Genomic DNA, 10714 nt, shown 5'->3' with positions numbered 1-10714 from the left:
AGCTCCCAGTCGGTCACGGTCTGGTCGAACGCCTGCTGCTCGAGCCGCGCGGTGTGGAGGTAGTGCTCGACGACGCGCTCGCCGAACGCCGCGCGCGCCGCCCGCGAGCGCTCGAGCTCGGCGATCGCCTCACGGAGCGTCTTGGGCACCTGCGGGAGCGTCGCGTCCTCGTAGGCGTTGCCCTCGTAGAGCTTCGGCGCCTTGAGCTTGGCCGCGATGCCGTGGAGCCCCGCCGCGATCGTCGCGGCGAAGGCGAGGTAGGGGTTCGCGTCCGCCCCGGGGATGCGGTTCTCGACGCGGAAGCCCGCGCCCTCGCCGCAGAGGCGGAACCCGCAGGTGCGGTTGTCCCAGCCGGCGACGATGCGGGTGGGCGCGAACGAGCCCGCCTGGTAGCGCTTGTAGGCGTTGACGCTCGGCGCGTAGAACCAGGCGAGCTCGCGCGCCATCGCGAGCTGGCCGGCGAGCCACGGGCCGAAGAGCACGCTCGACGTCCGCTGCGCCGCGCCGTGGCCCGTCGTCGCGAAGAGCGCCTTGCGGCCGCCCTTGTCCCAGAGCGAGGAGTGGAGGTGGAACGACGAGCCCGCGGCGCCCATGTCGTACTTCGCCATGAACGTCACGGAGCAGCCGTGGAGGTGCGCGATCTCCTTCGCGCCGTGCTTGTAGAGGGCGGCGCGGTCCGCCATCTCCAGCGCCTCCGCGTAGCGGAGGTTGATCTCCTCCTGGCCGCGCCCCCACTCGCCCTTCGACGTCTCGACGGGGACGCCGGCGCCCTCCATGCCGTTCCGGATCGCACGGATCAGCGGCTCCTCCTTCGTCGTCTGGAGGATGTGATAGTCCTCGAGATAGGACGCCGCGGGCGTCAAGTTCTTGTAGCGCTTCGCCCGCGCCTCGTCGAACGATTCCTTGAAGACGTAGAGCTCGAGCTCCGCCGCGGTCTTGACGACGAAGCCCAGCCGCGCCGCGCGCTCGACCTGGCGCTTGAGCACCCAGCGCGGCGCCTCCTCGATCGGCTCGCCCTCCTCCGTGTACACGTCGCAGAAGACGAGCGCCGTCTTCGGGAGCCACGGCACGAGCCGGAGCGTCGCGAGGTCGGGCACCACCTTCATGTCGCCGTAGCCGCGCTCCCACGAGGTGAGCTTGAAGCCCGGCAGCGGCTCCATCTCCATGTCCACCGTGAAGAGGTAGATGCAGGCGTGCGCGCCTTCCGTCGCGACGTGGTCGAGGAAGTAGCTCCCGACGACGCGCTTGCCCATGAGGCGGCCGAAGGTGTCGGGGAAGACCGCGAGGACGGTGTCGATCTCGCCCCGCTTGATCAGCTGCTCGAGCTGCCTCGGGTCGAGCCGGCCCGGCATGACGCGGATAGTAGCGCAGCCGGGCCGCCTGTGTCATCCTCCCGCGGACGGCGGGCACCGCGTGAGCGATCGCCGCGAACGGATCGGTTGGTACTTCTACGACTGGGCGAACTCCGCCTTCCCCACGACGGTGGTGACGGTGTTCCTCGGCCCGTGGCTGACGACCGTGACGCGCGCGGCCGCCGACGCCGATGGCTTCGTCCACCCGCTCGGCGTTCCCGTCCGCGCGGGCGCCTTCTTCCCGTACGTGGTGTCGCTCTCCGTCCTCGGGCAGGTCGTGCTCCTGCCGGTCCTCGGCGCCATCGCCGACTACTCGCACCGGCGGAAGGAGATGCTCGCGCTCTTCGCTTATGTCGGCGCCGGCGCGACGGCCGCCCTCTATGTCGTCCACGGCACGAGCTATCTCCTGGGCGGCGCCCTCTTCCTCGTGGCCAACATCGCCTTCGGCGCGTCGATCGTCTTCTACAACGCGTTCCTCCCCGACCTCGCGCCGCCCCACCGCCGCGACGCCGTGTCGTCGTACGGCTGGGCTCTCGGTTACCTCGGGGGCGGGCTCCTCCTCGCCCTGAACCTCGCCCTCTTCGCGCGGGCCGAGGCGCTCGGCCTCTCGACCGGCCTCGTCGTGCGGATCAACCTCGCCTCCGCGGGCGTGTGGTGGGCGCTCTTCACGCTGATCCCGCTCGCCGCGCTCCGCAACCGCGGGCCCGAGCGCCGGCTCGGGCCGGACGAGCACTACCTGACCGTCGGGCTCCGGCAGCTCCGGCGCACGCTCGGCCGCGCGCGCCGGTACCCGCAGACCGTGCTGTTCCTCGCCGCGTACCTCCTCTACAACGACGGCATCCAGACGGTGATCGCGCTCGCGTCGCAGTTCGGCCAGGAGGAGCTGGGGCTGCCGATCTCGACGCTGACCGCGGTCATCCTCATGGTCCAGTTCGTCGCGTTCGGAGGCGCGCTCCTCTTCAACCGGGTGGCCGCCGCGGTCGGCGCGAAGCGCGCGATCGCGATGAGCCTCGTGATCTGGACGGGCACCGTGACCTACGCGTACGGCTGGCTCCGGACGGGCGGCGAGTTCGTCGCCCTCGCGGCCGTGATCGCGCTGGTCCTGGGCGGCAGCCAGGCGCTCAGCCGCTCGCTCTACTCCCTCATGATCCCGCGCGGGCAGGAGGCGGAGTACTTCGGCCTCTACGAGATCAGCGAGCGGGGGACGAGCTGGGTGGGGCCGCTCCTGTTCGGCCTGGCGCTGCAGTTCACCGGGAGCTACCGGATCGCGATCCTGTCGCTCGCGCTCTTCTTCGTCCTCGGCCTGGCGCTCCTCGCGTTCGTGGACGTCGCGAAGGCCGCGCGCGAGGCCGGGCGGGGGTCCTGAGCTACTGGACGCGGATGATGAACGGCGGCATCAGGACGACGATGAGCAGCAGGCAGACGATCCCGAGCGCGCGCCGGCCCGGCGTGAGCGGGGTGATGTCGTCGAGCGGCGGGCTGTGGTGGAAACCGACGACGAAGGCGATCAGCCCGGCCCAGACGAACCAGTTGAGCGATGACGCGAGGTCGCCGTCCCCCGCGCGGAGGCTCCAGAGCGCCGACGCGAGGCCGACCAGGACGAGCCCGGCGACCGTCGCCCGTCCGATCGCGCGGTGGCGGCGGCCGAAGAGCGCGTAGGAGATACGGCCGCCGTCGAGCTGGCCCGCCGGGAACAGGTTCAGCGCCGTCACGAGGAAGCCCGCCCACGCGGCGTCGGCCATCGGGTGCGTGAAGACCATGAACCCGTCGGGGATCGCGCCGAAGCGGAGCTGGACGAGCAGGCGCGTCAGGAGCGAGTCGCCGAACGCGACGTGCCCGGCCGGCGGCAGGGGCACGACCGCGGACCACGCGAGGCCGAGGACCATCGCCGGCACCGCGACCGCGAGCCCGGCGAGCGGCCCGGCGGCCGCGATGTCGAACAGCGCGTTCTTGTCGCGCCCCGGCGAGCGCATCCGGATGATCGCGCCGAGGGTCCCGAGGAAGCTGATCGGCAGCGGGATGAAGTAGGGCAGGCTGACGGCCGCCTTGTAGTGGCGCGCGGTGAAGTAGTGGCCGAGCTCGTGGACGAGCAGGATCGCCATGAGCGTCGCGGCGAACGGCAGCCCGGCGAGGAACCGCAGAGCGGAGGGCGAGGCCCGGAGCGCGTCGAAGGTGGGCGAGCCGCTGTACCCGAGGCCGGCGATGAGCGTCGAGGCGCACGTCAGCACGAAGAGCAGCGTCGTCACGCCCAGCCGCTGCGGCACCGTCGTGTCGGCGAGCGGCCACGCCTGGACGACGACGCCGTGGCCGTCGCTGCGCAGGAACGGCGTGTAGCCGAAGGCGCGGAAGCGCTCGCTCAGCACGTCGCGCGCGCGCGCCGGCGGCACGAGCAGCTCGCCGCGGAAGCTGACGACGCCCCCGCGCGTCACGCGGTCGCGCACCACGAGCAGATCGTCGACGTTCTCGCGCAGGAGGTCTTCGGTCACCGGCGGGACGCTCGAGGGCGGCGCGGCGGCGGGAGCACGGCCGCGGCGAAGCCAGAACCGCATGCGTAGAGCCTACCACAGCGCGAGGCGCGCGACGACCGTGCGCACCCCGGCGATCCCGTCCTCGAGATAGACGACGCCGAGGATCGCCTCGAGCGCCGTCGCGAGGATCGACTCGCGCTCGCGGCCGCCCGTCTGCGCCTCGCCGCGCCCGAGCCGGACGAGCGCGCCGAGGGCGAGCTCCGCCGCCCAGCGCGCGAGGCGCTCGCCCGAGACCAGCGCCGCGCGCCGCGGCGTCAGGACGCCGACGGGCGCCGCGGGATCCTCGGCGAGCAGGTGCTCGGCGACGACGAGGGCGAGGGCCGCGTCGCCCAGGAGCGCCAGGCCCTCCTGGCTCGCCGCGGGCGGGTGCTCGTTCGCGTACGAGGCGTGCGTGCAGGCGCGCTCGAGGAGGTCCGGGTCGCGGAAGCGGTGACCGAGCCGCCGTTCGAGCTCGGCGACGCGGGCGGGGTCCACCTACGGCAGGTACTTGCGGAAGGCCAGCGTCGCGTTCGTGCCGCCGAACCCGAAGGCGTTCGAGAGGCCGAACTCGACGTCCTGCTTGCGCGCCTGGTTGGGGACGTAGTCGAGGTCGCAGTCGGGGTCGGGGGTGTCGTAGTTGATCGTCGGCGGCAGCACCCCGTGGTGGAGCGCCAGCACCGTCGCGATCGCCTCGACGCCGCCCGCCGCGCCCAGGAGGTGGCCGGTCATGGACTTCGTGGACGACACCGCGAGGCGCCGGGCGTGGTCGCCGAAGACGCGCTTGATCGCGAGCGTCTCGAACTTGTCGTTGTACGGCGTGGACGTGCCGTGCGCGTTGATGTAGCCGACCTCGGGACCGCGGAGCCCGGCGTCGGCGAGCGCCGCCGCCATCGCGCGCGCCGCGCCGTCGCCCTCCGGATCGGGCGCCGTCATGTGGTGCGCGTCGCCCGTCATGCCGTAGCCGACGACCTCGGCGTAGATGCGCGCGTCGCGGCGGCGGGCGTGCTCGAGCGACTCGAGCACCAGGATGCCGCCGCCCTCGCCGCAGACGAACCCGTCGCGGCCCGCGTCGAACGGCCGCGAGGCCTTCGTCGGCTCGTCGTTGCGGGTGGACATCGCCTTCATCGCGCAGAAGCCCGCGATGGTCAGCGGGATGATGATCGCCTCGGCGCCGCCCGCGATCATCACGTCGGCCTCGCTGCGCTGGATGATCCGGAAGGCGTCGCCGATCGCGTGGTTGCCCGTCGCGCAGGCGGTGATCACCGCCGAGTTCGGCCCCTTCGCGCCGAAGCGCATGGAGACGAGGCCCGACGCCATGTTGACGATCATCATCGGGATGAAGAAGGGCGAGACCCGGTCCGGCCCCTTCTCGTTCAGCGTATCGTGGGTCGCGAGCAGGGTCTGGATGCCGCCGATCCCCGAGCCGATCAGCACGCCGAAGCGCGTGCCGTCCACCTTCGTCGTGTCCAGGCCGGCGTCCTCGACCGCCATCACGCCGCAGGCCATCGCGTATTGCAGGAACGGGTCGAGCCGCCGCGCCTCCTTCTTGTCCACGTACTGCAGCGGGTCGAAGTTCTTCACCTCGCCCGCGATCCGCGTCGGGTACGCGTACTCGCCCTGGGCGTTCTTGACGGACGCGTCGAACTTCGTGATCGGGCCCACGCCCGACCGCGCCTGCTTGAGGGCCGACCAGAACTCCTCGGCCGTGTTGCCGACCGGCGTGAGCGCCCCGAGCCCGGTGACGACGACCCGCCGCGTGTCCATCTATCGGGTGCCGCGAGGCCGGCGTGGCGGTGCGAGGCCGCAGGGCGTTCGACGCCCGAGGCGAGCCTGAGTGAGTCCGTGGGTGGCCTGCGACAGGCGCGCTATCACGAATTGTCCTTGATGTACTGGACCGCGTCGCCGACGGTCACGATCTTCTCGGCGTCCTCGTCGGGGATCTGGATGTCGAAGTGCTCCTCGAGAGCCATGACGAGCTCCACCGTGTCCAGCGAGTCCGCGCCCAGGTCCTCGATGAACTTCGCGTTCGGAGTGACCTCGTCCTCTTCCACCCCGAGCTGCTCGACGATGATCTCCTTCACCTTCTCCTCCACCGACTTCGCCATGAACTCGTCACCTCCGCTCGTTGGGATGCGCTACATGTACAGCCCGCCGTTGACGTGGAAGACCTGGCCCGTGACGTAGGCCGCCCCGTCCCCGGCGAGGAATCGTACCATTTCGGCCACCTCGCGCGCGGTGCCGATGCGCTTGAGCGGCACCTGCGCCAGCAGCGCCTCGCGCGCCTCCGCCGGCAGCGCCGCCGCCATGTCGGTCTCGATCAGGCCCGGCGCGACGGCGTTGACGAGGATCGCCCAGTGGGCGAGCTCGCGCGCCGCCGCCTTGGTGAAGCCGATGAGCCCCGCCTTCGCCGCGGAGTAGTTCGCCTGTCCCGCGTTGCCCATCGCGCCCGCCGCCGAGGTGATGTTGATGACCCGCCCGCCGCTCTTCTGCCGGACCATCGCCTTGGTCACCGCGCGCGTCATGTGGAACGCGCCGCGGAGGTTCACGTCCAGGACGCGGTCCCAGTCCTCGTCCTTCATGCGTACGAGGAGCCCGTCGCGCGTGATGCCGGCGTTGTTCACGAGGATGTCGACGCGCCCGAACCGCTCGCGGGCCGCGTCGACCAGCCGGTCGCACTCCGCGCGGCTCGCCGCGTCTGCGACGACCGCGAGCGCCGCGCGCCCCTGCGCCTCCAGATCCTTCACCGCGCGCTGCAGCCGGTCGGCGTCGCGGCCCGAGACTACCACGGCCGCGCCGTCCTCGGCCAGCAACGCGGCGATCGCCAGGCCGATGCCGCGGCTCCCACCGGTGACGATGGCGACCTTGCCGTCGAGCGGGGGCGTCACCGCGCGGCCTCGAGGGCCGCGAGGGCCTTGTCCAGGCCCGCGGGATCCTCGACCGAGAGCCCCCGCGACCCGTCCAGGACACGCTTGAGCAGCGCGGTGAGGACGCGCCCGGGTCCCACCTCGACGAAGGCCGTCGCCCCCTCCGCCGCCAGCCGCCCGACGCACTCGGTCCACCGCACCGGGCTCGCGACCTGGCGCACGAGGAACGGCCGCACCTCCGCGGCCGTCCGCGTCACACCCGCGTCCGCGTTCCGGACGACGGGGATCTTCGGGTCGGCCACGGCGATCGACTCGAGCTCGCCCGAGAGACGCGCCGCGGCGGGGCTCATGAGCGCGCAGTGGAAGGGCGCGCTCACGGGAAGCACGACGCTCTTCCTGCCGCCGCGCTCCCCGGCGAGGGCCACCGCGCGCTCGACCGCCGCGCGGTGGCCGGCGACGACGATCTGCTGCGCGGAGTTCACGTTCGCGACCTCGACGACCTCGCCCCTCGCGGCCTCGGCGCAGAGACGCTCGACGTCGCCGAGCTCGAGCCCCATGATGGCGGCCATCGCGCCGGTCCCGACCGGCACCACCTCCTGCATGAACTGACCGCGCTTGCGCACGACGCGCACGGCGTCGGCGAACCTGAGCCCGCCGGCGGCGACCAGCGCCGAGTATTCGCCGAGGCTGTGGCCCGCCGCGATCGCCGGCCGGAGCCCGCGCTCGGCGCACGCCACGGCCGCCGCGACCGACGCCGCGAGCACGGCGGGCTGGGTGTTGGCGGTGAGCGCGAGCTCGGCCTCGGGGCCCTCGAACGCGAGCCTCCTCAGGTCGAAGCCGAGCGCGTCGTTCGCCTCCTCGAAGACGGCCTTCGCCCCCGGCGACGAATCGTAGAACGCGCGGCCCATGCCGACCGCCTGTGACCCCTGACCGGGGAACAGGAACGCGATGCTCATGACGCCGCGGGCGTCACCAGCGAACGAGGGTTGCGCCCCAGGCGAAGCCGCCGCCGAAGGCCGCGAGCAGGATCAGGTCGCCCCGCTTCACGCGCCCGGCGGCCAGCGCCTCCTCGAGCGCGACGTAGACGGACGCGGCGCCCGTGTTGCCGTAGCGGTCCACGTTGATGAACACGCGCTCCATCGGGAGCCCCACGCGCTTGGCCGCGGCCTCGATGATCCGGAGATTGGCCTGGTGGGGGATGAAGAGGCTCACGTCGTCGGTCGTGAAGCCGTTGCGCTCGAGGATGCGCTCCGTGCAGTCCACGAACATGCGGACGGCGACCTTGAAGACCTCGCTCCCCTTCATCTTCGCGTAGTGCATCCGCGCGTCCACCGTCTCCCGCGTCGCGGGGTGGCGCGAGCCGCCGCCCGGCATGTAGAGGAGGTCCCAGTACTGGCCGTCGGAGTAGAGGTCGAAGTCGAGGACCCCGCTGTCGCCGTCGTGGCCCTCGAGCACCGCGGCGCCGGCGGCGTCGGCGAGGAGCACGCAGGTGCCGCGGTCCGTCCAGTCGGTGATCCGCGAGAGCGTCTCGGCGCCGATGCAGAGGACGCGGCGGTACTTGCCCGTCTGGATCAGCTGGGAGCCGAAGGACAGGCTGTAGATGGAGCCGGCGCAGGCCGCGAGCAGGTCGACCGAGCCCGCCCGGCCGCAGCCGAGCCGGTGCTGGACGATGTTGCCGACGGCCGGGAAGTACATGTCCGGCGTCGTCGTGCCGACCGCGATGAACTCGATGTCCTCGGGCACGAGGTTGGCGCGCTCGAGCGCCTGCTGGGCGGCCTTGATCGCGAGGTCGGACGTCGCCTCGGTCTCGTCGGCGATGCGGCGCTCGCGGATGCCGCTGCGCTGCCGGATCCACTCGTCGCTCGTGTCGATCATTTTCGCGAGGTCGGCGTTCGTGAGAATCCGCTTGGGCGCGTACGCGCCGACCCCGATGATTCTCGCCCGTGTCATTCGCGGCCCCCCTCCCCGCCCCCGCGCGCCACCTCGGCCTCGATCGCGGCCTTGATGTGCTCGTTCAGCCCGGCGCTGGCCCACTCGCGCGCCACGCGCACGGCGTTCTTGATCGCCTTCACCGGCGAAGCACCGTGACAGATGATGGCGGCGCCGTCAATGCCGAGCAGCGGCGCGCCGCCCACCTCCGTGTAGTCGATCCGGCGACGGAACCGCTCGAAGGCGGGCATCGCCAGGGCTGCGGCGAGCTTCGAGCGCACGTCGCGGAAGAGCTCCTCCTTGATCATGTTGCCCAGCATCTCGGCGAGGCTCTCGGAGATCTTGAGCGCCACGTTGCCCGTGAAGCCGTCGGTGACGACCACGTCGCAGCGGCCGTTGTAGATGTCGCGGCCCTCGACGTTGCCCAGGAAGTTGAGCGACGAGTCCTTCAGGAGGTCGTAAGCCTCCTTCGTGAGCTCGTTGCCCTTCCCCTCCTCCTCGCCGACCGAGAGGATCCCCACGCGCGGGCTGTCGAGGCCGAGGATGTCGCGCGCGTAGACGTGGCCCATGACCGCGAACTGGAGCAGGTGCCACGGCTTCGGGTCGACGTTGGCGCCGGCGTCGACGAGGATCGTGAACTTGCGGAGGTTCGGGAGGACCGCGGCGATCGCGGGACGGTCCACACCCGGCAGCACGCCGATCACGAACATCGAGATCGCCATGGCCGCGCCCGTGTTGCCCGCCGAGATGAACCCCGCCGCCTTGCCGTCCTTCACGAGCTCGGCGGCGACCTTCAGCGAGGAGTCGCGCTTGCGGCGGAGCGCGTGCGACGGGCTCTCGCCCATCCCGACCACCTGCGACGCGTGCGCGATCTCGATGCCGAGGCTCTGCGCGCCGAGGCGCACGACCTCGCGCTCGATGGCGGCCCGGTCGCCGACCAGGACGACGGAGGCGGCGAACTCCCGCACGGCGGCGACCGCGCCCTCCACGACGACGGCGGGGCCGCGGTCGCCTCCCATGGCGTCGACGGCGATCTTCATCGCGCTTGGCGCCGGAGCCGCTTAGGTCCCTTCGACGGCGACGATCTCCCGGCCCTTGTAGTAGCCGCAGTGCGGGCAGACCCGGTGCGGCGGCTTCACCTCGCGGCACTGCGGGCACAGCGAGCGCGTCGGCGCCGCGAGCTTGTAGTGCGTCCGGCGCTTGCGCCCGCGCGTCTTCGAGTGGCGTCGCTTCGGCAGCGGCATGGGCGGGTTCCCTTCTAGTGTGAGAGTCGCGCGCCCAGGTCCTTGAGGACGGCCAGGCGCGGGTCGGGCGCCCGCTCACTGCACGCGCAGGCGGCCACGTTCCGGTTGCCGCCGCACACGGGGCAGAGCCCGCGGCAGTCGTCGCGGCACAGGGGCTTCATCGGCAGCGCGAGCGTCGTCTCCGCCTCGACCAGCGCGGACAGATCCAGCTCGTCGTTCTGGTAGAAGTCCACGTCGAGGTCGTCGGAGGCGAGCTCCACGCTGTCCGACGTCGCGCGCCGCGGGATCACGCGCACGTCGACGGCCGCGCGCACGGGCGCCCCGAACGGCTCGAGGCAGCGCCCGCAGACCTGGGGCACGGTCGCCCGGATTTCGCCCGAGACGAGGACGTCGAAGTCGTCGCGCTCGAGACGCAGCGCGACGCCGTCGAGCCGCCAGGCGGGATCGGAGAACGGGCCCACGGCGGTCATGTCGTCGACCGTCAGGCCGTCTTCCTGGATGTCGGAGACCCGGATGAGCATCGACGCTAACTCGCTGTCAACAAAAGATTTTTTCACTAAACGCGGTCAGTATATCGACGGCCATTCCGCAAGTCAAGGCATTTGACCGCCCCCCACCCCTCTGCTAGGCTCTGGGCATGTCGAACATCTTCAAAACCGGGTTGCTCCTCGCGGTCCTCACCGCGATGCTGGTCCTTCTCGGGGGCGCGTTCGGGGGCCGCCAGGGCATGCTGGTCGCCTTCGTGCTGGCGCTCCTGATGAACTTCTTCAGCTACTGGTTCTCCGACAAGATCGTGCTGTCCATGTACGGCGCCCAGC

13 protein-coding genes are annotated in these 10714 nt (G+C 71.7%); 2 read left to right on the top strand and 11 right to left on the bottom strand.

Features of this window, described 5'->3' with window-relative positions:
• A partial coding sequence (locus VKG64_01100) for a glutamine synthetase family protein (protein ID HKB23621.1) occupies nucleotides 1-1352 on the bottom strand: 1352 nt, incomplete at its 3' end.
• Between the two features lie 61 nt (nucleotides 1353-1413).
• On the opposite strand from VKG64_01100, the gene VKG64_01095 reads away from it, so the two are divergent.
• The gene (locus VKG64_01095; GenBank protein HKB23620.1) at nucleotides 1414-2718 is read left to right on the top strand and encodes an MFS transporter; all 1305 of its coding nucleotides are present in this window, start codon (nucleotides 1414-1416) and stop codon (nucleotides 2716-2718) included.
• 1 nt (nucleotide 2719) lies between these two features.
• Here VKG64_01095 and VKG64_01090 read toward each other — a convergent pair whose 3' ends face one another.
• From VKG64_01090 to VKG64_01045, 10 genes are all read right to left on the bottom strand, one after another.
• Nucleotides 2720-3901: a site-2 protease family protein gene (locus VKG64_01090; protein HKB23619.1), complete on the bottom strand. Its 1182-nt coding sequence runs from the start codon at nucleotides 3899-3901 to the stop codon at nucleotides 2720-2722.
• 9 nt (nucleotides 3902-3910) lie between these two features.
• Nucleotides 3911-4354, bottom strand: coding sequence for a ribonuclease III domain-containing protein (locus VKG64_01085; protein ID HKB23618.1), 444 nt, complete (start codon nucleotides 4352-4354; stop codon nucleotides 3911-3913).
• The gene (fabF, locus tag VKG64_01080; GenBank protein ID HKB23617.1) at nucleotides 4355-5623 is read right to left on the bottom strand and encodes a beta-ketoacyl-ACP synthase II; all 1269 of its coding nucleotides are present in this window, start codon (nucleotides 5621-5623) and stop codon (nucleotides 4355-4357) included.
• 104 nt (nucleotides 5624-5727) lie between these two features.
• On the bottom strand, nucleotides 5728-5964 hold the full coding sequence (gene acpP, locus VKG64_01075) for an acyl carrier protein (protein ID HKB23616.1): 237 nt from the start codon (nucleotides 5962-5964) through the stop codon (nucleotides 5728-5730).
• 30 nt (nucleotides 5965-5994) lie between these two features.
• Complete coding sequence (gene fabG, locus VKG64_01070) at nucleotides 5995-6744, bottom strand: 3-oxoacyl-[acyl-carrier-protein] reductase (GenBank protein ID HKB23615.1); 750 nt, start codon at nucleotides 6742-6744, stop codon at nucleotides 5995-5997.
• A complete protein-coding gene (fabD, locus tag VKG64_01065; protein ID HKB23614.1) occupies nucleotides 6741-7679 on the bottom strand; it encodes an ACP S-malonyltransferase in 939 nt (312 codons plus the stop codon). The genes fabG and fabD overlap by 4 nt, the downstream gene beginning before the upstream one ends.
• Before the next feature lie 13 nt (nucleotides 7680-7692).
• The gene (locus VKG64_01060) at nucleotides 7693-8673 is read right to left on the bottom strand and encodes a beta-ketoacyl-ACP synthase III (protein ID HKB23613.1); all 981 of its coding nucleotides are present in this window, start codon (nucleotides 8671-8673) and stop codon (nucleotides 7693-7695) included.
• Nucleotides 8670-9692, bottom strand: a complete 1023-nt coding sequence (gene plsX, locus VKG64_01055) for a phosphate acyltransferase PlsX (protein HKB23612.1) — start codon at nucleotides 9690-9692, stop codon at nucleotides 8670-8672. Before plsX ends, VKG64_01060 begins: the two co-directional genes overlap by 4 nt.
• Before the next feature lie 21 nt (nucleotides 9693-9713).
• Nucleotides 9714-9896: a 50S ribosomal protein L32 gene (gene rpmF, locus VKG64_01050; GenBank protein ID HKB23611.1), complete on the bottom strand. Its 183-nt coding sequence runs from the start codon at nucleotides 9894-9896 to the stop codon at nucleotides 9714-9716.
• Between the two features lie 14 nt (nucleotides 9897-9910).
• The gene (locus VKG64_01045; GenBank protein HKB23610.1) at nucleotides 9911-10417 is read right to left on the bottom strand and encodes a DUF177 domain-containing protein; all 507 of its coding nucleotides are present in this window, start codon (nucleotides 10415-10417) and stop codon (nucleotides 9911-9913) included.
• Between the two features lie 116 nt (nucleotides 10418-10533).
• Here VKG64_01045 and VKG64_01040 point away from each other — a divergent pair.
• Nucleotides 10534-10714 (top strand): protease HtpX (locus VKG64_01040; protein ID HKB23609.1); only part of this gene is annotated, 181 nt, incomplete at its 3' end.

The sequence above is a fragment of the Candidatus Methylomirabilota bacterium genome, assembly GCA_035260325.1.
GTDB lineage: Bacteria > Methylomirabilota > Methylomirabilia > Rokubacteriales > CSP1-6 > AR19.
The sequence above is the reverse complement of the archived record's forward strand: the minus strand, read 5'-3'. Positions and strand labels throughout refer to the sequence as shown.

What these genes read in the sequence shown, in the direction of transcription:
- VKG64_01090 (HKB23619.1), bottom strand. Translation starts at nt 3,901, where the DNA reads ATGCGGTTCTGGCTTCGCCGCGGCCGTGCTCCCGCCGCCGCGCCGCCC.
- fabF (HKB23617.1), bottom strand. Translation starts at nt 5,623, where the DNA reads ATGGACACGCGGCGGGTCGTCGTCACCGGGCTCGGGGCGCTCACGCCG.
- acpP (HKB23616.1), bottom strand. Translation starts at nt 5,964, where the DNA reads ATGGCGAAGTCGGTGGAGGAGAAGGTGAAGGAGATCATCGTCGAGCAG.
- fabD (HKB23614.1), bottom strand. Translation starts at nt 7,679, where the DNA reads ATGAGCATCGCGTTCCTGTTCCCCGGTCAGGGGTCACAGGCGGTCGGC.
- VKG64_01060 (HKB23613.1), bottom strand. Translation starts at nt 8,673, where the DNA reads ATGACACGGGCGAGAATCATCGGGGTCGGCGCGTACGCGCCCAAGCGG.
- plsX (HKB23612.1), bottom strand. Translation starts at nt 9,692, where the DNA reads ATGAAGATCGCCGTCGACGCCATGGGAGGCGACCGCGGCCCCGCCGTC.
- rpmF (HKB23611.1), bottom strand. Translation starts at nt 9,896, where the DNA reads ATGCCGCTGCCGAAGCGACGCCACTCGAAGACGCGCGGGCGCAAGCGC.
- VKG64_01045 (HKB23610.1), bottom strand. Translation starts at nt 10,417, where the DNA reads ATGCTCATCCGGGTCTCCGACATCCAGGAAGACGGCCTGACGGTCGAC.